General features: G+C 59.4%; 19 protein-coding genes. 11 read left to right on the top strand and 8 right to left on the bottom strand.

Features of this window, described 5'->3' with window-relative positions; all coding sequences use genetic code 11:
* Window positions 1–10: 10 nt before the first annotated feature.
* On the top strand, window positions 11–2,164 hold the full coding sequence (ccsA, locus tag KF841_06940) for a cytochrome c biogenesis protein CcsA (protein ID MBX3395089.1): 2,154 nt from the start codon (window positions 11–13) through the stop codon (window positions 2,162–2,164).
* Between the two features lie 195 nt (window positions 2,165–2,359).
* Entirely contained in the window at window positions 2,360–2,767 is a 408-nt protein-coding gene (locus KF841_06935) for a PilZ domain-containing protein (GenBank protein ID MBX3395088.1), read from the top strand.
* A 117-nt stretch (window positions 2,768–2,884) separates the two neighbouring features.
* Here the strand turns inward: KF841_06935 and KF841_06930 are convergent, their stop codons facing one another.
* From KF841_06930 to KF841_06920, 3 genes are all read right to left on the bottom strand, one after another.
* A complete protein-coding gene (locus KF841_06930) occupies window positions 2,885–4,144 on the bottom strand; it encodes a hypothetical protein (protein ID MBX3395087.1) in 1,260 nt (419 codons plus the stop codon).
* 172 nt (window positions 4,145–4,316) lie between these two features.
* Window positions 4,317–4,910, bottom strand: coding sequence for a hypothetical protein (locus tag KF841_06925; GenBank protein MBX3395086.1), 594 nt, complete (start codon window positions 4,908–4,910; stop codon window positions 4,317–4,319).
* A gap of 445 nt (window positions 4,911–5,355) precedes the next feature.
* A complete protein-coding gene (locus tag KF841_06920; protein ID MBX3395085.1) occupies window positions 5,356–6,090 on the bottom strand; it encodes an RluA family pseudouridine synthase in 735 nt (244 codons plus the stop codon).
* A gap of 193 nt (window positions 6,091–6,283) precedes the next feature.
* Between KF841_06920 and KF841_06915 the strand changes: the two genes are divergently transcribed.
* Window positions 6,284–7,339, top strand: a complete 1,056-nt coding sequence (locus tag KF841_06915) for an NAD-binding protein (GenBank protein MBX3395084.1) — start codon at window positions 6,284–6,286, stop codon at window positions 7,337–7,339.
* Between the two features lie 15 nt (window positions 7,340–7,354).
* Here the strand turns inward: KF841_06915 and KF841_06910 are convergent, their stop codons facing one another.
* Complete coding sequence (locus KF841_06910) at window positions 7,355–9,646, bottom strand: DPP IV N-terminal domain-containing protein (protein ID MBX3395083.1); 2,292 nt, start codon at window positions 9,644–9,646, stop codon at window positions 7,355–7,357.
* A 276-nt stretch (window positions 9,647–9,922) separates the two neighbouring features.
* Between KF841_06910 and alr the strand changes: the two genes are divergently transcribed.
* The 7 genes from alr to KF841_06875 all read left to right on the top strand — a co-directional run bounded on the left by alr (window position 9,923) and on the right by KF841_06875 (window position 17,449).
* Entirely contained in the window at window positions 9,923–11,143 is a 1,221-nt protein-coding gene (gene alr / locus KF841_06905) for an alanine racemase (GenBank protein MBX3395082.1), read from the top strand.
* A 300-nt stretch (window positions 11,144–11,443) separates the two neighbouring features.
* Window positions 11,444–11,704: a hypothetical protein gene (locus KF841_06900; protein MBX3395081.1), complete on the top strand. Its 261-nt coding sequence runs from the start codon at window positions 11,444–11,446 to the stop codon at window positions 11,702–11,704.
* A gap of 195 nt (window positions 11,705–11,899) precedes the next feature.
* Window positions 11,900–12,091 (top strand): hypothetical protein, encoded by a 192-nt coding sequence (locus tag KF841_06895; GenBank protein ID MBX3395080.1) that lies wholly within the window; start codon window positions 11,900–11,902, stop codon window positions 12,089–12,091.
* Between the two features lie 12 nt (window positions 12,092–12,103).
* Window positions 12,104–12,331 (top strand): hypothetical protein, encoded by a 228-nt coding sequence (locus KF841_06890; GenBank protein MBX3395079.1) that lies wholly within the window; start codon window positions 12,104–12,106, stop codon window positions 12,329–12,331.
* A gap of 279 nt (window positions 12,332–12,610) precedes the next feature.
* Window positions 12,611–13,195 carry a sigma-70 family RNA polymerase sigma factor gene (locus KF841_06885; protein ID MBX3395078.1) on the top strand — a complete coding sequence of 195 codons (585 nt, stop codon included), beginning with the start codon at window positions 12,611–12,613 and terminating at the stop codon, window positions 13,193–13,195.
* A 6-nt stretch (window positions 13,196–13,201) separates the two neighbouring features.
* Entirely contained in the window at window positions 13,202–16,240 is a 3,039-nt protein-coding gene (locus KF841_06880; protein MBX3395077.1) for a protein kinase, read from the top strand.
* A gap of 123 nt (window positions 16,241–16,363) precedes the next feature.
* Window positions 16,364–17,449: a TlpA family protein disulfide reductase gene (locus tag KF841_06875; protein ID MBX3395076.1), complete on the top strand. Its 1,086-nt coding sequence runs from the start codon at window positions 16,364–16,366 to the stop codon at window positions 17,447–17,449.
* A gap of 90 nt (window positions 17,450–17,539) precedes the next feature.
* Here the strand turns inward: KF841_06875 and KF841_06870 are convergent, their stop codons facing one another.
* From KF841_06870 to sucD, 3 genes are all read right to left on the bottom strand, one after another.
* The gene (locus KF841_06870; protein ID MBX3395075.1) at window positions 17,540–18,262 is read right to left on the bottom strand and encodes a sulfite exporter TauE/SafE family protein; all 723 of its coding nucleotides are present in this window, start codon (window positions 18,260–18,262) and stop codon (window positions 17,540–17,542) included.
* Window positions 18,259–20,409, bottom strand: a complete 2,151-nt coding sequence (locus KF841_06865; GenBank protein MBX3395074.1) for a cation-translocating P-type ATPase — start codon at window positions 20,407–20,409, stop codon at window positions 18,259–18,261. Before KF841_06865 ends, KF841_06870 begins: the two co-directional genes overlap by 4 nt.
* A gap of 126 nt (window positions 20,410–20,535) precedes the next feature.
* Window positions 20,536–21,429 carry a succinate--CoA ligase subunit alpha gene (gene sucD / locus KF841_06860; GenBank protein ID MBX3395073.1) on the bottom strand — a complete coding sequence of 298 codons (894 nt, stop codon included), beginning with the start codon at window positions 21,427–21,429 and terminating at the stop codon, window positions 20,536–20,538.
* Between the two features lie 319 nt (window positions 21,430–21,748).
* Between sucD and KF841_06855 the strand changes: the two genes are divergently transcribed.
* Entirely contained in the window at window positions 21,749–23,209 is a 1,461-nt protein-coding gene (locus tag KF841_06855; protein MBX3395072.1) for an MFS transporter, read from the top strand.
* Between the two features lie 6 nt (window positions 23,210–23,215).
* On the opposite strand, the gene KF841_06850 is transcribed toward KF841_06855, so the two are convergent.
* Entirely contained in the window at window positions 23,216–25,792 is a 2,577-nt protein-coding gene (locus KF841_06850; protein ID MBX3395071.1) for a ComEC/Rec2 family competence protein, read from the bottom strand.
* Window positions 25,793–25,887: the final 95 nt, after the last annotated feature.

Below are 25,887 nucleotides of genomic sequence, written 5' to 3'. Positions count from 1 at the left end.
GAATCGTCAGATGCTCGTTCGAAACGTTGCTGTCGTGCTGCTGGTGAATGCGATCTTGGCTTCGATTGCGTCGGCTGCTGAGACGCCGTTGTCCGCATCGGAGAAAGCGGCCTATCTCGATTCACGAATCAACTGGAGCGAAGCCCGTCTGATCGCCGTTCAGGATGCCGGCCGCTACAAGACGCTTGATTCATTCGCTCGTGAATCGATGACGGCGATGACGGGGCGTGAACATCTTCCGGGCCTTAGCCCACTCGCATCCCTGTTCGAATGGATGTTCAATCGTTCGGCCTATCTGGATGAGCCGATTGTGCGCATCAAGGATCGGGGCGTTCAGATCCACTTGTCGGCGCATTTTCCGGAGTCGATCCGGCGGCGCATCCAGGACAAAGGGTTGATGACACCGCGTGAACTGGCGGATCGAACTGTTCAGACGCGCCTTGCGGAACTTGAGCCCAAGAACACGATGGTGACCGCCATGCGTCGCGTTCGGGATGCCCAGGTCATTGTTGAAGCGCTGGATCGATTGATTCGAATTGTACCCTCGCCGGGCGGCGCGAAGGATGATCCGTGGTTTACTCCCGAGGCGCTTCGTGGAAACCTGCCAGCGAATCTTCGATCGGCGCAGGCGTCCGGTGTGCCGGGTGTGCCGGAGTCCCAGGCCGTCGCGGTCATGGGAAGCTGGGCGAATCTCTGGAAGGGCTGGACCGCAGCTGATGCGGGAAAAGTTCAGGAGAGCCTCGACGATCTGGCTGGGACGCTGCCGACACTGGCGGCAGCCGGCGTGTATCCAAGCCATTCTCAGCGAGCGGCCGAAGCAAGTTATTATTCTCTTGGTAAGCTAACGTGGGGGTACTGGTTCTATCTTGTGGGGGCGATTCTTGGCGTCTGGGCGCTGGTGACGGAGTGGCCCACGCCGCGGCGCATCTCGATGCTTCTGCTGATCGTCGCGATGCTGATCCACGCTTACGGCATCAGTCTACGCTGGTACATACTCGGCCGCATTCCAGTGGCCAACATGTTTGAAGCGGTGGTGGGGTCGGCCTGGATCGGCATCGCAATGGCGCTGCTGGCGGAATGGAGGTACAAGACGCGCGTATTTCTGCTGGGCGCACACGTCACGGGTTTTCTCGCGCTCGTGCTGGGTGGGTACGTGATTCCCGGTGGCGGAACGCTCACGACGATCATGGGCATACTGGATGACGTCATGCTGCGCATTCACACGGTGCTGATCATCGCATCATATGCGCTCATATTCCTGGCTTCGATCATCGCCATCGTTTATCTGTTCGGGTATTACCACCACATTTCACCCGGGGGGTCCGCCTTGGTCGGCCTGATCACGGCTTTCGGCGGCGTGGCGATCTGGCTTCTGGAAGGATTCGTATTTCAGGAGGGTGCCGAACACGTCAGCGGGCTGGTTAAGAACGTCACCGCAGCAAATTACTTTTGGTGGGCGACGGCCGCATCCGGTGTGCTGCTCCTCTGGACCGGGCGCAACAGCGGCGCGATCTGGCTCGCTTCAATGGTGAATTTGTTTGTGCTTTGCCTCACGCTGGCGATTGGGAATTCAGGATTTGCGGTCGGAATGGGCTATTCGCTGGCTGGTACCGGATCGGTCTGGGCGCTGCTGAACTGGATCGGCATTGTACGAAGAGCGCGCGCCGGCTTGCCCGTGGCGGCGAATGCTGGTGGACTGGCCCGAGCCCTCGGACAACCGATTCTGGCGACCGCCGCGCATGCTTCGACGATTCTGCCGGGCGGTTACGTCGCGGACTCCCATCGATTGCGACGATCGGATCGGCCGGTGCTGGCGGGGGCCGCCCCAGGTGACGAAGGATCGGCATCGTTGCCGGACTGGCTGCATCGTTTCGATTGGAGTCACCTGATTATTCTCAACATGGTATTTATCATGCTGTTCGTCGGGATCATTCTCGGTGCCGTGTGGGCGGACTATTCCTGGGGGCGTCCGTGGGGATGGGATCCAAAGGAAGTATTCGCCCTGAACACATGGATCATCTACGCCATTCTCATGCACGTTCGATTCGTCGCGAAGAATCGAGGTCTGTGGACCGCGTGGCTGAGTGTTGCAGGATGCCTGATGATGGCGTTCAACTGGTGCTTCGTGAATTTCTTCATCGTCGGGCTGCATAGCTACGCATGACTCGCGGAGGCATTCCGGAGTGTGTGGTTTTGTGGCGGCGCGAAGTTCGCACTTTCGCAGCCGATTTCCAGTTACACATTTCCGATAACTCAATTTGCATTCAGAATAAGCCGACATTGATCGAAGTACCGACAACCGCCGATCAGGCGCGGTCGGCAAGTGCATCCTCAACGAGCGCATCGGAAAGCAAGAACCATGCACGATTCACTCACGGCGGACGAAACGTCATCGACCACGGCCCATCGCGAGATATCGGCTGGACATGATCGCCGAACTTCCCGGCGCATGGATATGCGAATCCCGGTTGAACTGCGCGGTTTCGGCCAGGATCGGCCGCGCATCCTGCACACCTGTTCGCGGAACATCAGCTCGACGGGGATTCTCGTCGAAATGGAGGGCGACGCCTTTCGCATGGGTGATCCGCTTGAGATTGAAATGATGCTGCCGCCCGCCGAGGGTGTTTCTTCTGAATCCTGCCGCGCTACGTGCAGCGGTCGTGTCACCCGAGTCGAATTCATCGGCGCCGCGGACGGAAGACCCGGCCGCACCGGACTGGGAATTCAATTCTCGGATCGGCTCCGGTTGTCGCCAGTCGGACTGTAGATCCACGATCGTGGCAGATCCCTGCATCTCCGCGACCGCTTCCCGGTAAAAGAAAAAGACCCACTCAGTCGCCTGAGTGGGTCTCGGTTTAACTGCACAGATCAATCGGAGCGTTTTTCAGGCCACAGCCTGTCGACCGCGCAGAACCAGCACTCCCGCAACGGCCATCAGAGCAAGCAACACAAGCATTCCCTCAGTCGACATCGCGGGAACCTGATCGTTCACGGGCAGACTTCCTGCACACTGCGCTCGTGCGGAAGTCCAACTGGCCTGCGTGATCCGCGTGCCGCCGTTGATGCTGGAGCCGGGGCAATTCGCGCCGAAATCGTGGGTGGTGTTTCCGACTGCGAATCCGTCGGAGATCCGAATCACGACGCCACCGGAGTCACCGCCGCAGATATCGCAATTATGCTGGATGTCGTTCGTCGTCACACCGGAAAGGACACCGTCAGACTGCTGTCGTGTGGCGTTGGCTGTCCCGTTTGATCCCGCGCAGGTGCAGGAGTTTCCGCCGTCGGCGCCATATCCAATGTGTCGAACCGCCGTGCCGTTGGTGATGCCGGTGGTGGCGAGCGGAATGGCGACGCCGTATCGCTGAAAGGCGGTTTGACCCAGGTTATTTGTTCCACATCGATAGACGGCCCAGTCGGCGCCGGGGCCGGTATTCTGAAAGATGACGCTCGCGGCGAGAATCGGAAACTGGTCCGCGACCGGCGGAGCCACGGTGTTGCAATTTGCAAGCGAATTGGGCACGTTGAATTCCATCGAGCCCGACGTGAAACCCTGTGCGCAGTGTCCGGCTGTTGAGAAGCAGCGATCGGGACCGCCTGCATTCAGTTCCATCATCCAGCCGGTGCAAAGTCCGGTGTTGGCGATCCACCGGCCAACTGCGCCGTTGGCGGACGGAATTCGATCGTCGGTACCGCCGCAGATCGCACGCGGGGAACCATCATCAATAATCTGGTTGCTGACCATCGCCTGCGTCACCTTCACGCGATTTGAGGTGGTATTGGGGCCGGCGATCAACTCGATCTTGACGGAAGCGCCGTTGAAGCGAGCGGATCGGAAGTTCCAATCGGCGAGCTGGGCTGTGTCAAGCGTCTGTGTTTCGTTATCGAGCAGGCCGGTGAAGCGGACAAGACTGCCCGCGGGCAGAGTCACGTCGCTCAGTTCGACCCAACACCAGGCGGCGTCGCCGAATGTGACGACGTCTTCCCAGACGACTTGCGGGGCGGCCTGCGTGTTGTTCATCGCGCCCGAGTCAAGCGCGACCGGCGACAGCGATGCGTCGAGCGGCGCCTTGGCGAGTGAAGGATTTGCTGAGAACACGCTGGCGGCGATAACGGTGGCCGCGTAACAGAGTTTTCTGAGGTTCATGAATCAAGTCTCCTAGTTAAAATGAATATCCGGTTCTATTGAACTTGTTTTCTGATCCAGGCGCGAAACAGCCGTGGCCTGTCAATTCGATGGGGATCAGGTTGTTGGAGGGAGAACGGCGCCGTCCTTACGACGCACTCGTTCGGTGCTCCGCTTGGAAACACACAGCCGCTCAGGATATCGGCGGGGCGCGCGGCCGTGCGATGCAGATTGAATCGTTGCGGATGGGAGCGACCGCCCGCTCATACGCGGCGGTTCGAATTGTCGGAAGAACGACGAATTGCACGATCGGCATCGGCAGTCTGATGCAGACGCGATTCAGTAGCGAGAGAATGGCCGAGTTGGCCCATATCACCAGAAATGCAACCAGAATGTAACCGAGTGCCCCACCAATCAACGACATCAGGGCACCCGAACCCACCGCGCCGGCAGCCAAGCCGAGCGGAAGTCCGACCGGCCGAAGCGCAAGTTCGACCAGGGTCCAAACGACCGCGATGACGAACGGGTTGAATCCGATTCGCCTGACGATTAATGATGTCGACAAGGCAAAGGCCGTGGGCACGATAATCAGCAGCCCGCAGGATTCGACCGAAATCCGGACCCCTGGAAACTGAGTCAGTGCGAGCATGCCCAACAGACCCGCGCCCCAGAGCGCGCCCATGGCTGTTGAGAATCTAATCGAGCCAATCCGAACGATCTGGAGCAGCGGAATTAGCGCGAAAAACGCCAGCCATCCTTGCCCGGGCGAGCGGGAGATGGTGACCATGGCGGCCGCGCTTGCGAGCACCGAAAACGAAGCGATCGCGATCTTCAGCGCGCGCGGTAGGTGCGGTAAAATCGGACGCGAAGCTTGTATGTTTATTGATCGGACCAATTCGCCCCCTCGGCGATCGGCGTGGTTCGTTCCGGCTGCATCAGTATCGTCGCGGTCACTGACCTCTGCGGGCGGGATTCCCGTCAGCCTGGGTTGATATCGACCATCGGCGGCAATGGCTCGATGGCGGTCTTTCCCATCTGGCTAGCATAGTATCAATTCACCCCGTGCGTTTCAAGAATATCGGTCGTTCGGTTGAGGTGAAGTTGTTCTAAACAGATGGGGCGTAGAGGTTTCCGATAGAATCCTGTCCGCTTTCGGCCATGTGAAACTATGCGTCGAGTCGATCGGTGGTTGCGGTCCGAGCCAGCTTGCGATGGGTTCAAATCATCCTGCCTCAGCCCGGTAAGGACGGCTCATGCAGTCCAAACCGCTTAAGGGTCTTGTGGAGGTCAACCGGCCACGCTGATTCCACGATCTGGCGATGCGAAGTGGCCGGGTGCAGGAATGACAGGGCGGCGGCATGCAGGCAGAGACGCCGAACGTTTGGCAGCTTGAGGCGCGCGCTGTATTCATGGTCACCCAGGACGGGATTTCCCAGAGATGCCATGTGGACGCGAATCTGATGAAGGCGCCCGGTCTTCGGGCGGGCTTCGATGAGAGAAACGCCCTCGCCAGACTCGAGCACCTTGTAAGCCGTGACCGCCTGCTCCCCGTCTCGATCGATGACAGCCCGCTTGCGCAGGCCGACGGCCTCCCGAATAGGCTTCTGGATGACACCCTGTGCGGGGCGGGGCGATCCAAGGACGATTGCCCAATAGAGTTTCTTGATTAGCCTTCGCTTGAATTGATCGAGCAGGTTTTCGAAGGCCGGGACGGTCAGTGCGACGATGACCAGCCCTGAAGTGTCTTTGTCCAGTCGATGCAGCAATCCCCAATCGCGCGATTCCCCCAGGTTTTGAAGACGGTTACCGAACTGTGCGAACAGTCCATTGAGCAGGCTATCGTGTTCATGTTTTTTCCCGGGTTGAGTGACAACACCCGAGGGCTTTTCAACGACAAGCAGATGTTCGTCGCGAAAGACGATTCGGTGAGGCACCGCCGGGTTGGGAGAGACGCTGAGTTCCTGCATAGACCTACGATAGCACGCGCGTGGCCTTCCGCCAATCCGCGAGGACCGGGCGTATCGAGCGAAGGTTCGGGAATCCTCCATTTCGGTGATTCGATTATACTTCCCGGCCTCAATGTCCAGGTCGCGGTTCGCCGGACGCTCGCCCTCGACGTGCGAGACGACGATCGGCGGCTGTCGCTGCTGAGGATCAAGCGTGCCGCTGCGTCATCAGGAAAGTTGGAAAGCCCGGCTCTGGCGTGAGTGGTGTTTCTACCGAGTCGCGTTTTCTCATTTTCGTATTCGGCTCTGGTTGATGCTCATCATCCTCAGCTTTGGAGCGATCGCATTCATTGAGCTTGAGCCGGAGAAGTCGCACACGCCTCAGGAGGCGGTTTACTTCACCTGGCTGCTGATCTTCGGCGAGCCGCCTGAGGATTTTCCGCAGTCCGGGTGGCTCCAGCTTCTTTTCTTTGTAATTCCGGTCCTGGGATTAACGCTGATCATCGAAGGGATCGTCGATTTCGCGCTGATGCTGCGCGACCGTAGGCGCAATGAGCGAGGATGGTGTTCCATGATGGCGTCGGCCTATCGCAACCATATCGTACTAGTGGGACTGGGACGGCTCGGCTACAAGACCTATCAACTGCTTCGGCAACTGGGGCAGCGCGTGGTCGTCATCGAACGACAGCCCGACAATCAATTCCTTGAAGATGTTCGTCGTGACGGTACGCCGCTATTCATCGGCGATGCGCGACGCGAGGCGATTCTGGAAGACGCGAACATACAGGCCGCGCGGAGCATCCTGCTTGCGACGACCGACGATCTGGCCAATCTCGAAATTGCACTCGATGCACGGCGTGCAAATCCGGAAGTTCGGGTCGTACTGCGCATGTTTGATCAGAATATGGCCGACAAAGTCAGGGATGGATTCAACATACACGAAGCGATGTCCCAGTCGGCGATTTCCGCTCCGATGTTCGCGATGTCTGCGATTTCGCCGGGGACCGTCAACAGTTTCGTGATGGGCGATCAACTCGTCGCAGCGCAGTCGTGGGAGGTCAAATCCGGCGGTCCGCTCTGCAATCGCACCGTCGCTGGCGTGCTCGATGCGTACTCATGCAGTGTAATCGAGGTGACACCTGGCCACGGCCGCGGCGTCCGAAGGCTTTTCCCCGGGCCGGATACGATGCTTCAGGACGGTGATACGATCCTGCTACAGGGTTCCCTTGATACGCTTGCCGGTCTGAGCAAACTGGGCCCTAACAGGTAGTTGGACTTGTTCGAATCACAGGTTCATTTTGAAGAATCGAACGATGCGTTCGTTGAGCCGAGTGGTGACAATCGGGTCCGGCACCATATGGGTGAAGCCCGACAGGACGAGCAACTCGTGGTGCCGGCCGGCGCGGAATAACGCATCATGCAGTTTCAGTGTGTGCTGGAAGTACACATTATCATCGGTCGTTCCGTGGATCAGCAGAAGCGGGCGGGTGAGCTGTTCGGCGTAGGTGTTTGCATCGCAGCGGCGATACGCCTCGGCGACCGTCTCCGCCGCCTCCGCGCCATTCGCCGCCGAGAGGTCTTCGGCGGTCGGGGGAACGCCAAGATAGCGCTCTGTGTAGTGCGTGTCGTAGTCGATCCAGTCCGTCACCGGCGCACCCGCGACTGCTGCATGATAAACGCTTGGCTGTCGGAGCACGGCCATCGCCGAGAAATAGCCGCCAAAGGACCATCCGTAAATGCCGATGCGGCGGGCATCCATCTCACCGTAGCGCCGGCAGAGTTCCGTCACGATCCCGGCGTGTTCTTGTAGCGGCGTGTCAATCACATCACCTTTGATCGTTCGTTCCCAATCACGATCGCGCCCGGGTGTGCCGCGTGTATCGCACTGCACGACGATGAATCCCTGGTCCGCCATCCATTGATTCCGCAAATAGCTTCGAGCCGCCGACGAAACGACGGAATGCCCCGGTCCTCCGTAGACGGACTCGATGACCGGATACTTCCGGCCGGGCCTGAAATCTCGCGGCCGCTGAATGACCGCCTCAAACTCGCGACCTTCGAATCGAACCTGCGTCCATTCCACATTTGGCATGAACGGCGGCTGCTGAGCCTCCGACGGCAGGTCCACGAGGTGTTCGCCGCCGCGATTCCGAACGGCGAGTATCTCTCGGCCGTCAACCAGAGAAGCGCTATGCACCCAGTTATCTCCATCGCGGGAGAATGTGCCGCCATGAGAACCGACACCTTCGGTGATTCGGACCGCGCCGCTGCCGTCGATTCGGAGGCGGACAAGTTGGGACTGCCCCGGTCGCGACGCAACGCGCGCGACCAGTTCCTTTCGAGCGTGCTGTACCGAGACGACACCGGCAAAACGCGCGGCGTCGAAGGCGTACGCATTGACGAAGCGTCCGTCGTCATCGCGAAGTTCCAGGCGGGTTTCCCCCGTTCGCTCGCTGGTCCAGAGGAATCTCGATCCTTCATCGATCCACTTCGGCATCGATGGGTCGATGTTGATCCACGCGTCGTCGTGTTCGCGAAGGAGTTCGCTTTTCTCACCGGTTGTGGCGTCTATGCGATACAATATCGCTTCGGTTTGGTCGCGTGTCTGAACGTACATGGTGAGCGGCATGTCCTTCTCACTTCGGACGGTCGCCAGATAAGGATAAGCCGCCGAGTCCCACTCCACCCATGAGGTATCGCCTCCGGTGACGCTTACGATACCCAGCCGTACACGAGCGTTGCTCGCGCCTGCGTTCGGATACCGCCAGCCCTGCGCTGGATCGTTCGGGTGGATTGGGTTGAATATGTAGCGAGTCGGCACCTGGGTTTGATCGACTTCGGTGTATGCAAGGTGCCGGGAATCACCTGTCCACCAGTATCCGGTCCGACGGTCCATTTCCTCAGCTGCCACAAACTCGGCGGTGCCGAACGCGCGGTCCTGGGTGCCTCCGGTCGTCAGCGCGCTGTCTTCGTTGGTCTTCAGATTGATAACATGAAGGTCATATCCTCGAATACACGAGACGAACTGGCCATCGGGTGAGAAGCGGGCGTCGCGGGCGGGTTGATCAAGTCTGGCAAGCTTGGTGATGTGTCCATCCGCGCGGCGAATGACGTAGAGATCGCCGCTCAGGCCGGTGAGTATGCTGGCGCCGTCTTGTGATAATTCGTACCATGTCAGACCCTGTCGGGACTCCCGGCTGCGTTCGCGTGCGGCACGTTCCTCGGCGGAGAGTGCCTCTCGTTTGCCGGCGAGCAGATCTTCCGCGCGAAGAAAGCACCGCACTTCCTGGGTGGCTACGTCCATTTCATAAAGACTCTGGACGACATCGCGTGGTCCGCTGCGCAGGAACAGAACCGCCGATCCGTCCGGCGTGAGGGATATTCGCGATGGCCGGCCATTCGAATAGTTTCGCGTGACGGACAGTTCGAGGAGGAAGCTCGTGTCAATCGGTGCATCAGCCCCGGCCGGTCGGGCGGCAGAGCAGCCCCACGATGCACCAAGCGCCGACAGCGCGACCAGCAGCTGGAGTCCGAGCATCCGAAAGAGGAAGCGAATAGGAGGGCGTCGAGTTTTCACGATCAGAGCTCCGAACTGAAATTGATAATGGCCGCGGAGTATAGACGCACAGGTCTGATTAAGGGAAATGCCGGTCGTAGCGAACCGGCGCTCGCAAGTGCTTCGCACAGACTCACTTTGGAACGGCGGACGGCACTCCGTCGCCTGATCGAGATTTGGTCCGATGAAACCAATAGCCTTCATCCCGTCGCATGTAAAACACAGCCAAGTCGTCTGTCATTGTCGAATACGCCGATGATCTGGTATGCTCGCTTGGTCCACGGAAGGCAGACGACCATGAGATCGGATCTCGTAGCTCACATCAGCATCGACAACCTGGTACATAACTTTCGATCGCTCAGAGAGGCCTGTCGATCCCATCTCGTCAAACTCTGCGCGCCGCTGAAGGCGGATGCGTACGGCCACGGGCTCAAAATCGTCGCCCCGGCTCTTCATGCCGCAGGTGCGGATTACGGCGCGGTCGCCAATTTGACGGAGGCGATTGAACTCAGAGCGGTCGGCTGGGTGAAGCCGATTCTGGTGCTGGGAAATGTGCTGGCCGTCGCGGATGAGAAGGAGCGACGGGAACGGATCGACGCGGTCGTCGAACATGACCTGACGCTGACGGTTGTTGACGAGGAAACAGTCCGGCACCTGCGCGAGCACAACCCGCCGACGGGGGTGCGTGTTCACGTGAAGGTTGATACCGGCATGGGCCGTATGGGAGTGATGCCGGACCGAGTCGGCGAGTTGGTGCGGAGCATTCGAGTCGCCCGGTGTTTGCAGTTTGTCGGTATCTATTCCCACTTCGCGACAGCTGACATGAAGCAGCGCGAGTTGGCACGCAAACAGCTTTCGCTCTTCAATCACGTTTTGACGGCGATTCGGGTCAACCTGCCGCCCGGCGTGATCAAGCACATTTCGAACAGCGCCGCGACCATCGCCATGCCCGACGCGCATCTCGACATGGTGCGCCCGGGGCTTGCCCTCTATGGGTATTATCCGGCCTCACACATGGCAGAACTGATCTATCTCAAGCCGGTTCTGCGGTTGACGACCCATCTTGCTTCGGTCAAGGAACTGCCCGTGGGGCATTGTGTGGGATATGGTCAGACTTTCACGACAAAACGACCAACGCGCATCGGGATCATTCCGGCAGGATATTTCGACGGGTTCATTCGCATGCTCTCCAACAATGCGGTCGTCGGCACGCCCGGCGGTGACGCACCGGTCGTCGGGCGCGTCAGTATGGATCAATTCGCGGTTGATCTGACGGACCTTCCTCCGATGGGCGTTGGTACCCCGGTTACTTTAATCGACGACAAGCCTGGCCGACCGAACTCTGTGGCCGGGATCGCGAAGCGAATGAACACAATTCCCTATGAAGTGACCTGCCTGCTCGGCTCACGGGTCGAGAGAACTCCCACCACGTCGCTCGTCGGCGTCCACGCTCCGGTGACAATACCGTCATCCGTAAATGCGCCGCCGGTCGGCGGTTCGGCGCGTCTCGTTTCGTGAATGGCGGGTCTGATAATTCTCGCTCCCGCGCGCGATCGTGCCGGTTTTTCTCGAAAGCGGGGCTGATACAGGCGAATCGACTTCTGAATCTAATATGCAACTGTCCCATAGCCGATGTGTAACATGGGGCGCTGCTGTGGTTATGGGGCCGTGCGAGGCCCGTGCCGCAAGCCAGGCTGTCCCCCTGAACAGTGCGTATTGTAGGCTTTGGATAACCCCGGTAAGCCAAATCCGCCGCCGCCCGTCGAAGAAGGGCGACTTAATTTGACAGGCCCCCGCGGGCTCGAAAAGGAGATTACTATGAAGCCGCGTCGTCGATCGTGGATGTTGACCACCAAACGCTGGGCGCCGTTCGTGTTGGGCGGGCTTGCTTTGCAGTTCAATCTGGGCGGTTGCGACCCCGAGGTGCGAACGGCCGTACTGAGCGGCCTTCAGGCCTCGTTTTCCACGCTGCTCACCTCGATCGTGAACGCATTCTTCCTGTCGCTCCAGCAAGCAAGCAGCACCAGCCAGCCGGTCGTACAGGTGATTCACGACGTGACGCACGCATTCTTTGCGTAGACCGTGCTGCCGTAAGTCGTTACTATCGCAGGCCGGAAGGGCATTGACGGATGCCTTTCTGGCTTGTTTTATTGCGCGGTGGTTGTTTTTTGGCGCCGCAGATTGCCGGAGTCAGCTTGGGTGGTCGGGACGCGCTTGGGAGCGACGATTTTCCGAACCGCCGTGTTAAGACCTCGCCGCTAAGGAAGCCTGGGAATGTACAAATATCGTCGCACGCTGTTGCGGGCCGCGAAGCTCCTGCCCGTCCTCGGGCTATACCAGTCGATCGGATGCCTTCCGAACAACGCATTTGCTCAAGTGTTCGCCGAGAACATCGTGCTCACGGCGGCAGTGGCGATTCAAACGATCACATCCATCATCTTCAACACGCTGTTCGGCGTGATTTGACAGGACGAACCGATGAAAAACGGCAAGACGCTGCGGCGAAAGTGCGGTTGGTTTCGGTATCTTGCTTCCGCCGGGCGAAGGCGGCGGATCATAGCGTTCGCGGCCGCTCTGCCGATATGCCAGGCGACCGGCTGTTTCCCCGATCTGATCGGCGGGCTTAATTTCGAGCTTCAGTCGCTGGTGAATTCGATCCTGATCAATACGGTTACCATCATCGTTCAGAACTTGCTCGGACTCTGACGGACACGGTCTCGTCCATTTGGGATCGTCGAGGGCATCCCCCGCAAAGACAAATGCGCAGCGTGTGCGCCGCAAACTTCGCATCTCATTCGATTGGGGAGCAGGCTTGCTCCCGCGAAAGCTCAAAACCTGAGGCAGAATCTCGGCCGAAGCGGGTACCGTCTGATGTCTGACCGTGGAGGGCGTCGGCCGTCGCGCCACATCAGGGCAGGCGGTTTGTTACAATGCGAGGGTAACGGGCAATCGGGACCGCATGTCGCCATCACGGGAGCGTCGGGCATGAATACCACGCGTGCAAGTCTCCTGATTCGAATTCGCAATCGACAGGATTCTTCGGCATGGCAGGAGTTTGATACGATTTACCGGCCGATGCTGCGTCGATTTGCGACGCTGTCGGGCGCGAATTCAACCGAGGCGGAGGATGTGGTTCAGCATTGTATGATTGCGGTTCACCAGCACATCAGCACGTTCGAATACGACCAGACGCGGGGGCGTTTCAAGGGATGGCTCAAGACGCTGGTGAACAATCGGATTCGGAATCTCTTTCGGGATCGGCGAGAACGAGCGGCGGACAGCGTCGAGTTCAAGGTCCTGTCAGATAAGGGCGGCTCGCCAGAGGAGTTGTTTGACAAGGTGTGGATGGATGAGCATCTGCGCTATGCGCTGCATCAGGTGCGACAGGAAGTCGAGGAAAAGACATTCCGGGCGTTCAAGCTTTATGTGATCGATGAGATGCCGGTTGACGAGATCTGCAGGCTGCTGGATGTGAACGCGAACCAGGTGCATAAGGCAAAGTACCGCATCACCCTGCGCCTTGGCGAAAAGATGCGCGAGCTGACGGACGAAGGTGAATCGGCTGGATGACCGAATATGAGCGACTGCCTGACCCGAGATGAACTTGATCAGCTTCATGCGGGCGATGCAAGCCCCGACGATGAATCCCGAATGCGGGCGCATCTCACCTTGTGTCAGAAGTGTGCCGATCTTGCGGCACGCGCAGTCGACCGCATGGACGACTTGATTCAGCATATTCGCGGCCTGAATCTCTCCGGAGCCGATCTGGATATCCTGCACGCCGGGAAACGGCCTGCTGCAGGCAGGTCGGATTCAGGCGGCTCGGCCGGACGGGAGCCGGCTTTGCCGCCGAGCAGCGTTTTTCCCGGCTATGAGATCGTCCGAGAGATTCATCATGGTGGCCAGGGCGTGGTTTACCAGGCGATTCAACAGTCAACAAAGCGCAAGGTGGCGATCAAGGTGCTACTTGAAGGACCGTTTGCATCGCGAAATGCGAAGCGGCGGTTTGAGCGTGAGATCGACCTGATTGCCGGCCTCAAGCACCCGAATATCGTGGCGATTTTTGACTCCGGCGTGACGTCCGACGGGCGACAGTTTTACGTCATGGACTACGTACCGGGCGTCCGTCTGGAACAATTTGTTCGAGATCGAAAGCTCTCACTGCGCGAGGCGATGGAGTTGTTTATTCGCGTCTGCGATGCGGTGAACTACGCTCACCAGCGCGGAGTGATCCATCGCGATCTGAAGCCGTGGAACATCGTGGTGGATTCGGAAGGCAATCCAAAGATACTGGATTTCGGGTTGGCCAAGACCGTTGTCGACAAAGTGGATCCGATGTTGTCGATGTCGGGCCAGGTGGTCGGCACGCTGCCGTACATGTCGCCGGAGCAGGCCCGAGGCAAGAGCGAGGAGATCGATATCCGAACGGATGTGTATGCGCTGGGTGTCATTATCTATGAGATGCTCACCGGACGCTACCCCTACGCGGTGCAGGGGGAAATGGCCGAGGTGCTTCGGAACATCACCCACACGGAGCCGCAGTCGCCGACGAAGGCGTGGGATCCGCATTCAGGCGTCTCGCGAATCATGTCATCCGTCGGTCGGGTCCAGAGCAAGATCTGCCCGATTGACGACGAGGTTGAGACGATTCTGCTGAAGTCGCTCGCGAAGGAACGGGAGCGGCGTTATCAAAGTGCCGGTGAGCTGGCACGGGATATTCGGCACTACCTCGCGGGCGAGCCCATCGATGCGAAGCGCGACAGCAACTGGTACGTCCTGAAGAAGACCGTGCGCCGTCACAGGGTGCCGGTTGCAGTCGGCGGAACGATCGTGGCGATCGTCATGGTCTCGGTCGTCGCGCTCACTTTCATGTACGGCAACGTGCGAAACCTCTGGGAGCACGCACAGCGTGAAGCAGATGCCGCCCAGCGGCAGCGTGACCGTGCAGTGGAGGCTGAGGAGCGGAGCCGCCAGGAACGCGACCGGGCATTGCGGGCCGAAGCGCTGGCCAAACAGCGGTTTGACGATCTTCGCTCCCTCGCCAACGCATTTATTTTTGACTTCCACGACAAGATTGTGAATTTGTCAGGCTCGCTGCCGGCCCGGCAGTTACTCGTCACAAAGGCGTTGGAGTATCTCGACGGACTGCGTCAGTCTGCATCTGCGGATGCAGGCCTCCTGCGCGAGCTTTCGGTGGCCTACAAACGCGTCGGCGATGTCCAGAGCGGAGCAGGCTATGCGAACATCGGCGACCGGGTTGGCGCCATGGAAAGTTACCGGCTCGGGCGCGAATTGCTGGAGGATCTTCTCAAGCATGACCAGAGCAACGAAGACGAAGATCGGCGAAACCGCGCGGTACTGATCAACTGCGAAGGAGACGTCTATTCCCAGGTCGGCGAGCCGGAACAGGCATTCGCGCACTATCTGAAGTCTCGAGATGAGTTCGAGAGTCTTCTCGAGCGGCACCCGGACGATGCAACCGCTTTGCACGATCTGGCTACATCCTACAGCCGAATCGGCGAACAGCACCTGCGACAGCGGCGTCTACCCGAGGCGCTGTCAGCCCTTGAACGAGCGCGGGACTTGTGTTCGCGCGCTTGCAAGGCCGAGCCGTCACGCCTGTCGCACAAGTACAGTTTCTCAGTTGCTGTTCAAAAAATCGCTGACGTACAGATTGCAGCCGGAAAACTGGAGGAGGCTCTGGCCGCATATCGACAGGTGCTGGATATCAATCAGGAGATTCTTGAAATCGAACCCGACAATGCCCGCGCCAAGCGTGGTTGCAGCATCGCGCATGACGGCCTCGCCAAGATTACTTTCGTGCTGGGTGATTCCGATGAGGCACTGCGCCATTTTGAGGCCTCACATCGGATCACGGTGGAATTCGCGGAGGCCGATCCCGGTGATGCTCAAGCGCAGCGTGACCTGTATGTCTCGCTGGCGAGCCTGGCCATCTTTCATCAGGAGTCCAAGCGGCTTGATAAATCGCTCGAACTGTTCGGGCAGGCCGTTGCAATCGCAGAATCGCTCTATGAAGCGGATCCCGCCAGCGCGATGACCTGGCTGGATCTTGCCTCGGTGCTGGGAAACTTCGGCGAAGCGCTTCGCGTGGCTGGGCGGTTTGACGAATGCCTGGCGGCTCTTAATCGGGCGGACGAGTTGGCCGGCATGCTTCTCGAGCGGACGCCGCATGATCCAAAGGTCCTCAGAAATCGTGCGATTAACTACCAGTCGCTGGGTCGTGCACATCTCGCGATGGCCGGCCTTCAGGAACTTCTCGTCGCGGATCGACACAACCATGCGGAGCGGGCTCGACAATTCCTGGAATTGGCGGTCGACGCGTATGAAACCTGCCGGAAATCGGGCAGCCTCGATGACGAGGAACTATACGTCTTCGATGAGTGTCGATCGGATCTGGCCGAATGTGACAATGTAATGACAGCGATCGAGGCGTTGGAGAAATCAGCCCCTGGGGCTTGTGGGAGCAGGCGGCGACGGCTGCCCGAGTCCGAGAATGGTGGAATCAGCGTTAGAATGGCGATGGGTGTTCGCCCGGGCGCGCTCGGTTGCTATTCGAGACGCCATCATGCAGCCGGATTGGGCGACAGACGATAGAATTGCGGTAGAGTGGCGTTGTCAGTTGCCGGAATTGGGTGTTGCGCATCGGCTTGCGGCTCATGGACATTCGCAAGATCGCCCGCGCGGCCGGCAGCGGCGGATTTCAGATAGGACCGACGAATGAATCGGATTCAACTCCCTGATTGCGTGTTGAGGATCTCAGTCATTGGCGCGGCCCTGCTCTGGGGCGTCGCATCCCCGCTCTCGGCCGTGATGGCCGCCGACGAGGAGAATGCGGTCGCGGCCACGAAAGACGCTGCGATGTCAACCGGCCGGCCCCCGGTTGCCGCGAAGGTGCTCAGTGCATCGTCCGGCGCGTCGAAAACTCGCTCGGTGGAACCGTACAAACTGGATGAATCGATCCCGGCGGAAGCGTCATGGTCGAAATACCTCGATGCCGCGAAGGCGGCATATGGATTCGATGAAGGCCAGCTGCGAGTGGCTGAGTCCATTCTCGAAAGTTGTGTTTCCCGTGCGAAGCAGCGCCGGGCGACAATAGGAACAAAGTCGAATTCGACTGATTCCAAGTCCGTAGATGCTACGGATGGGCAGGCGTTGAAGTCGACGCCACAATCGAAAATGGACAAGGAACTGACTTCCGCGATCAGTAAATTGACTGATGAGTTTGTATTTCGCGTCGATTCAATCGCCCGGCTCGATCAGATCGAACGAGCGGCCGATTCCGGGTTTGTGACGCCGCGGCAGCGCGTTGCGGCAGTCGTGTCGGACGCCGGTGGAGACGCCCCCGCATTCCGGTTGACGGCCGGCGACGGCAAAGTTGTTTCGTTGGCGGACATGAAGGGCCGCGTGGTGGTCCTGAGCTTCTGGGCGAGTTGGTGCGGCTGGTGCAAGAAGTCCATGCCGGAGATTCAGAAATTGCACGAGGAGTTCAAGGGCCAGGCTGTGGACGTGATCGGCGTAAACTGCAGCGAGCGCGACAAGTCGATGGCCCAGGCGAAGAATGTGATCGATCAGGGGAAATTCACATTTCCCGTTTATTTCGGACAGGACGATGCGGCGCGGCTGTTCGGTGTCACGAGCTTTCCGACGCTCTTTGTCCTCGGCCCGGACGGGAAAATTATCCACAAGCAAAAAGGCTATCGGCAAAACCTCGGAGAGTTTCTCAAGCCAATGATTGACGGAGCGCTCAAGTCAGCGGCAGCCGATGCAGGCGGCACGCACAAGTCGGCGTCCGCGGCCCACTGATGCAGCGCGGCGCCGCCGGCTGGTAACGAAGCGCCCCCGGCAATTGCGACTTCGCGCGCGTCTTCCTGCCGTTCACGAAGAGTGCTCGGATCATTTCCCGCCGGTGGAACCCGAGAGCGACGCTGCGTCAAAGTGATTCGGTTCGCAACACGGGGCCTCCTTGGGAACCGCGCGATAGATCGAAACGCCACCCATGAGAATCATTGCGCAGCCCGCCGTTCGAAGCATCCCGATGCGCGCGGTGCGGCTGAGGAGTGATCCACCGCAGCCGATCGTCACCATGGCCGGCGCTGTTCCGATTCCGAACGCGGCCATCCACAACATACCGTTGATCGCATCAGCTCGTGCGACAGCCATCGCCAGAAACGCATAAACCAGGCCACACGGCAGAAACCCCGTGGCGATTCCCGCGATGAAGTGGCCAAAGCGCCCTCGTGCGTTCAGAAATTGCTGAAAGAGGCTCGACCACGCACTGGAAAGAACGCTCAGTCCGCCAATTCGCCGAGTCGGTAGCCAGCCGAGCGACGAAAGCCCGACGAATACCATCGCGACGCCGGCGATGAACGAAAACGCCTGCTGGACTGAGACGAAAGTAGTGTCGAGGCGGGCAAGCGACCGGCCGGCCAAACCGCCGACGGCGCCAAGAAACGAGTAGGTGAACACGCGGCCCGCCGTATAGATCAACTGTCGCTCAATGAGCGGCCATGTGCTCCGCTGCGTTGCGCCGACCGCGACGGCCAACCCGCCGCACATTCCGATACAGTGCGCGGATGCCAGGAAAGATCCCGCGACGACGGCGCCATACTCGATCATGCCGGAGTCCCTCCGGTAGCGGCCAGCGGCGCGAGCTTACCCGATGGTGCGGAAGAGTCCCCCTGGTTTAATCGCAGTGAATTACCGACGACGAAGAGGCTGCTGGCGACCATCGCGACCGCGGCGACGACCGGACTGAGCCGGCCGGAGACGGCGAGTGCCAACCCGAATGCATTGTAGAAAAACGCCCAGAAGAGGTTGACGCGAATCGTTCGGACGGTCTTCCGAGCGAGCGCCAGCACCGGCGCGAGCGTCGCATGATCATCGCCGAGCAGGCAAATGGAGGCGGCTTCACGTGTGACGTCGGCGCCGCATCCCATCGCAATGCCGACGTCTGCGGCAGCCATCGCCGGGGCATCGTTAAGCCCGTCGCCGACGAAGGCTGTGTATCGGCCTTTGGCTCGTTCCGCCTGGATGCAATGTACCTTGTCCTCCGGCCGAAGTTCCGCGTGGGTTTCCACGTCGAGACGCCTTGCGATCATTTCGCCGCGACGAGCGTGATCACCGGTCAATACGGAAATGCGGCAGCCCATCTCTCGTAGCGATTGAATCGCCACTTTCGCGGCGGGCCGCAGATCTTCATCGAGCGAGAAGACTCCGCGAACCATGCCTTCCCAACCGATGCACACCACTCCGCGTCCCGCATCCATCGCCGCATCGACTGCATGGCGCAACGTGTCGGTGAAATCCAGGCCGGTTTCCTGCATCATGGCGACGTTGCCGAGCAGGATGCGACTGTCAAATCTCATTCCCGTGATGCCGCGTCCAGGGATTGTTCGTGTGTCGGTCGGTGCAGGCGAATTCACTCGATGGCTGCCGACATACTCAAGGATGCCGCGCGATGCCGCGTGAGTCGAAGAGGCCGCAAGCGCGGCGGCACCTGCCAGCGCGTCGGCGTTCGCAGAGTCTGAGATCGGTGTGAATGAGGCGACACGCGGACGGCCCGTCGTGAGCGTCCCAGTTTTGTCGAAGAATAGGGCCTGAACGCGAGCAAGCTGTTCAATCGATTCGCCGGAACGAAACAGCACACCGAAGGATGCGCCTCGCCCCAGGGCGACCCACACGGCCATCGGTGTCGCGATGCCCAGTCCGCAGGGGCAGGCGATCAACAGTACCGAGAGCGCGGACATGATCGCTTCATCGACTCCCGCTCTGTTAAATCCCAGAACCGCCGCGATTGTGGCGAGGACGATTGTGACGGGTAGGAAGATCGTGGCGACGCGGTCCGCCATACGTTCGTAGCGACCCTTGGAAGCGCGGGATGCTTCGAGCAGGGCGGTCAGCCGAGCGAGCGTGGTCTCGCCGCCCACCGCTCGCGCGCGAACCGCAAGGTCGCCGTCGAGGTTCATGGTGCCGGCTTGAACCGTGTCGCCTTTTCGTCGCACCACGGGCATGGATTCGCCGGTGACGAGCTGCTCGTCCACATTCGCACGGCCGGTCTCAATGGTGCCGTCGACCGGAATTCGCTCACCAGCGCGAAGTAGCACAAGATCGTTCACGACGAGTTGTTCACGGCGGATGATTGCCTCGCCATCTGCTCTTTGCACGCGGACATCGTCCGGCAGAAGCGATTCCAGTGATTTTACGCGCTCGGTGGCGTGGAGCTTGCCAACCGCCTCGAACCACCGACCAAGCGTGACCAGCATGAGGATCATGCAGGCGGTTTCGAAATAGGTATTTCCATTGTCTCGAAGCGTGGTCACGTATGAGTAGGCAAAGGCGGATGCTACGCCGAGCACGACGAGTGCATCAGTGGAAATAATCCGGCGTCGCCATTGTGCGGCGGCATTCTGCAGAATCGGGATTCCGAGGAGAAACAGCACGGGCGTAGCGCAAAGCAGCGAGGAGTAGCGAAAAAACTCGGCCAGATGCGCCGACAGCGGCGGTGACGTGGCATCTTTCTCGTAGATCTCGCGACCGTAAAGAAAAATACTGAACATCATGACAGCCATCGATAGAAAGCCGGCGAAACCGAGCCGGGTCAGCATCCAGACGGCCTCGCCACGGTCGCCGCGCTGACGAGTGATACGCGCAGCAAAGCTGCAACCAAAACAGCAATAGAGCGGCTGGGTGGCGGCAGTCGCCGGGGAGCGTATCGGCAGATGGCAGTAGTCGCACTGGGCGCCGTGCGGCGACGAAGGTTCCATTCACGGCAATATATCGGCGAGGCGATTTGTCGACCAAGTGCATTGGAAGCGCGGACACGGCTCACCCGCCGGGTGGGCCAGTGGAAATGTTCGCGATGGCGCTTATTGATCGGGACGGATGGCGGCCTAAGACAATCCGAGTGCTTCAGCGGCCTTTGCACCGATCTCCGCAGGAGACTCGGCGACGCGGATGTTCGCCGCCTTGAGCGCGGCGATCTTGCTTTCCGCCGTCCCCTCGCCGCCGGAGATAATTGCGCCGGCGTGCCCCATTCGCTTCCCGGGTGGGGCGGTGCGGCCGGCGATAAATGCGACGACCGGTTTCTTCACATTCACCTTGATGAACTCAGCGGCTTTTTCCTCGTCGTTGCCGCCGATTTCCCCAATCAGAATGATGGCGTGTGTCTCAGGATCGTTGTTGAACATCGTCAGCAGTTCGATGTAATTCAGACCTTTGACCGGATCACCGCCGATGCCGACGCAGGTCGTTTGAGCGATCTTTCGAGACGTGCACTGCCAGACGGCTTCGTATGTCAGCGTTCCGCTGCGTGAAATGATGCCGACATTCTTGGAGCCGGGCGAGGCAGGCAGGTGGATATAACCGGGCATGATGCCGATCTTGGCCTGCCCCGGCGTAATAACACCCGGACAGTTCGGCCCGACAAGCTTGCTGCCGCAATCTTCGATGAACTTCTTCGCCCTGACCATGTCGAGCGTGGGGACGCCTTCGGTGATCAGTACAAGAAGCTTGATGCCCGCTGCCGCGGCTTCCATCGCACTGTCGGCCGCGTAAGCCGCCGGGACGAATATCAAAGAACAGTTTGCCCCCGTCTCCTTGATGGCGGCCTCGACCGTATCAAATACGGGCAGATCGTGCTCGCTGCGCGTTCCACCCTTGCCGGGAACCACGCCGCCGACAACCTTGGTGCCGTATTCAAGGCACTGCCTGCTGTGAAAGGCGCCTGCTTTTCCGGTGAGGCCGTGCGTGATGACTCGGGTGTTCTTATCGACAAGGATGCTCATGCGCGGTTCCTGTGAAATTATCGTTTTATTTGCGTAAGGCATCGCTTCGGCGTCGCTCGAATTCCCGACGGCCTTTGCGGGCTGCCTGCCGTGGATTTGAATATTAACCCAAGCCGGTTCGGTGGTAAACGCCGTGGTCGGCCGGATCTGGACCTGTGGCGAATGTTAAGCCCTGCAACGGCTGTAGGCGTGCAGAGCGACATTTGCTGCGACCCACGGTCGGCGTTATACCATCTCGCTTTCGATCGAAGTGTGGAGTTCGCACACCGCGAGCTGCACCAATCGTGCTGAAGTCTTCGCCACTCGGAGCCGCCGGTACATGAGCGCTCATCACAATCCAAGCGAATCCGCCGGAGTGATCGAAAACGCGGCGGCCGATCGTTCATCATCGGGCCATCCGCCGGGCTATCGGAAACGGCGCGGACAGAACTGGTTCTTCCTGGGACTGACCTACGCCTCCTACTATCTGTGTCGATACAACCTGAGTCCGGTGGCCCCGGAGTTGAAATCCGAGCTTGGCTTCAATAATGCCCAGTACGGCATGATTAACTCCGGTCGGGATGGGGCCTATGCGGTCGGGCAGATGGTTAACGGGCTATTCACCGATCGCATCGGCGGAAAGATGGCGATGACCGTGGGCGCGATCGGCACGGTTGTCCTGAACTTGCTGTTCGGCTGGACCACTTGGTGGAATTTCTCTTTGCTCCTGCCGGTGCTTGTTCTCATTCGATCCGCCGATGGTTATATGCAGGCGTTCGGTGCGCCGGGTTTCATCAAGATCAATACGGCCTGGTTCAAGCGTGCGGAGCGTGGCGCATTTGCCGGTGTCTTCGGAGCCATGATCAATCTTGGTGCGATTGGAGCCGGCGCCCTGGGCGGCGCGCTGGTTAAGGGGATGGCCGTACCGTTGCTGTTCTTTACGCTCACGATCCCCGCTCTGGATTGGCGTTATATGTTCTTCCTGCCGCCGATCGCGGTGCTTGTGATTGTTTTTTTCATGAACCTCGCGGTTAAGAATAACCCGGAAGACGCGGGGTTTCAGATCGATCATGGTGACGAGGACACGATGCATGGCCAGGCTGATGAAAAAGTTCGGCTTCGCGATGTATTTCGAATCATCGCATCAAATCCGGTCGTCTGGATCGTTGCGGCCGCATATTTCTGCACCGGTTTTGTGCGGCGCGGTATTGAATCCTGGTGGTCCGTTTACATGTCCGACGTGTTGAACGCGGATCGTACGTCCTGGTACTACACGGCCTTTTTTGTCGGGCTGCCGGTCACCGCGTTCATCGGATCACTGTCGTCTGGATTTATTTCGGATTTGCTCTTCAAGGGGAGGCGGGCGCCGGTCGCAGCGATTCTCTACGCCACGCAAACGGCGTGCACGGTCATAGTCATGTTACTGCCCAGCGGTTCGCAGTCACATTTCTTTGCATGGCTGACAGTCAGCATGATCATCTTGATCAGCATGATGTGCAATTCCACGCACTCGATTCTCGGCACGGCCGCTGCGATGGACCTCGGTGGGCGGAAGATGGCAGGCTGCGCGGCGGGAATCATCGACTCGTTCCAATACTACGGTGCAATTCTTTCCGGTGGCTTGCTCGGCATCATCTTTGACAAATACGGGGCCCACGCCGCATCGGCTGCGACGGGCGGCGCATCGAAGATAGATGTGACCATCTGGTTTGCGTCAATGCTGCCATTCGGCCTGATCGGTACGGGATTGATGACATATCTGTGGCTCAAGCATTCAAACTCCGGCACGCGCGGCGCGTGAGTTCGTCTAAGGCATCGCCCGACGGGCGCTCAATTCTTCGTTCTTGATCTCAACAAGAATGCAGCCGTCGTCCGCCGTGCTGAAATAGCGGCGGCCAGGTCCGACAATGGTCTCGATTCCGTTCGTGGTCAGGCGACGCCTCTGCCCCGTCGATCGGATGCAGATCGATGGATTCACTGCATCGATGAACGCCCGGGTATTCGAAACGACGCTGCCGTGATGCGGCAGCGAAAGAACGTCCGCGCGGAGAGAAATCGCTTCCGTTGCCCCCGCGCCATCGAGCCGGCAGTCTCCGTTGTCCGCGTCGCTCGCCGTTCGCGACGTCGGCGCCAGCAGCCCGCCGATTGCGAATTCGGCAATGTCTCCGGTAAGCAGTACGGATTTTCCTTGGTATTCGATTCTCAGGACGATTGATGAGTCATTGTCGGTCGGGCTGGCATGTTGCGTCGCGGGCGGCGGCCAAATCGTGCGAATGTCCACGTCAGAACAAAGACTCAGCGACGTCTGTCCTGAAATGATCTCGATGGGCATTCCTGCGCGTCTCATCGTGCCGAGGAACTGGGCCGCGGTGGAGTTGGGTTCAACGAATCGATCAAACTGATCATTCAGGATGATTCGATCAATTGGAACACTCTGAGAGATCGCCTCAATCGCGCCATAGTGGTCGAAGTCCGCATGTGAGATGATCGCGGCGTCGATGCGGCGAATGCCTTGCTGACGCAAAAAATCAAGTGCCACATCGCCGGCATCAAAGGCCGAGCGCGTCCCGAAATCGTAGATAATCGTCTTGCCGTTCGGCAGTTCGATCACCGTGCCCGTTCCATCTCCGACGGCAAGATGCCAGATCCTCAAAGCGCCATCGCCGCGCGGACCGAGATACGGTGAAACAAGCCACCAGATGAACACCGTCAATGCCGCAATCCGAAGCGGAACGCGAAACCTCGCCCGAATGGTCTGGGACCCGTAGATCCACGTGCCGATCAGTGCGTAGAACGCAATCACCCACCAGAGCGCCGGTGAGCGGCCGTCGATCAGCGAACCGGGAATCACGGCAAGCAGATTCACAAACCCGATCATCACATGCGAGGAGAGCCCGAGCAGCGGTCCGAATATCGCGGACGTGACGGGAAGCAGCGTTCCTGCAATCATCGTCATGAATCCGATCGAAGCGGTGATCATCGCGAAGGGGGCGACGAGGAAAGTTCCGATTGCCCCCCAGGGCGCGAAGTGGTTGAAGTAGTAGCAACCCAGCGGCGCCGTCAGGAACCACTCTGATACGGAAACGGCTAGGAGCCGGGCCATCAGAGTGAGGAATCGATCGACAACGACCGGTCGCTGCACTTTGGAAACAATTAGGTCCGCCGGATCGATCGAACCGACTTCGACGAATCTCTTCAAGTCAGCGATGATGAATCGCCTCGCAAGCTGTATTTGGCCGAGACGAGCGAGTTGCGCGGCGATTACATTTGACACGATCGGACAGAAGTGAATCAGGCCCAGCGTGGCGAGAAAGGTGAACTGGAATCCCGTTCGAAACCAGTTCGTGGGATCGATGATCAAGAGCACAATCGCGGCGAACGCCAGGGCATTCAATGAGTTGTGTCTGCCTCGCAGGAATATCGACACGCAGGCCGCGATGCCGACGATGCCGGCTCGCAGAATCGACGGCTGCGGTTCGGCCAGCACAACGAAGCACACAATCAGCACTGCCACGCCGGCGGCAGCGGTGCGGTAATGAACGCCCAGCAGCCGCGCAATCCCCCAGCCGACAAATGCGAGCCAGGCGACATGCATTCCGCTCGCAGCGAGGAAGTGGGCATTACCGGTTCGCCGAAAGGCCTCGTTCATCGCGTCGGACACACCGCTTCGGCGGCCGAGCACCATCGCCGCCAGCACGCCGGCTGATTCCTCATCGTCCGGGAACGCTGCATCGACGAGATACTGTCTAAGCCGGGCGCGAACATTCACGATCGTTCGGCCGAATCCGCTGGACGGCGGGGTTTGTACGACTTGGACAGCGTCTGCGTGGTCGGTCGTGAGACCGACGAGAATCTGATTGCGACGATAGTGCGCTGCCCAGTTGTACGCGCCCGGGTTCTGCGGCGGCGAAATTCTGTAAAGCCACCCCGTAACGCGAATGATCGCATGTTCGCTCAAATCAGGCGCCGGTTCTTTGATGCTGACCATCACGGTTCCGCTTGCCGGAATCGGTCCATCGCGGCCGTCGATCGCTGAGACGTGAAGATGAAATTTTGTTCTTGGAGGAGTTGCGTACGCACGCGGGATGTCGGCTCGCGGTGTGATAATCTGCGGTGGTGACGAAATCCGGCCTGTTAGAACCACAATCGACGAATCCGCCTGAGCGAATCGGGCAATATGATCGTCCGGGAACAGTCGCGTCGAGCCATGACGGGCAAGGCCGGCTGCAATTGACAGCAGAACGATTGCGACACGAAGTCGCCGGTCGGAAAGTCGTCGACGGGTGCCAATCGGTAGACAGGCAGCCAGTCCGAAGAGGGCGATCGTGACGGGAACAGACCAGTGCGGCTGGACCAGGTGATCGCCGATGATTCCCATGCTCAAACCGATAGCGATCGGTATCAGCGGGACCGGCCGATTTGATTGGGCGGGCGGCGTTTGTCGAACCGTCGATCCTTGCGCGGCCGGGAGTTTGGGTT

The organism is Phycisphaerae bacterium, assembly GCA_019636475.1.
In the GTDB taxonomy this organism is placed as follows: Bacteria; Planctomycetota; Phycisphaerae; order UBA1845; family UTPLA1; genus JADJRI01.
Note: the sequence above shows the minus strand (reverse complement) of the source record. Positions and strands in the feature narration are given on the sequence as shown.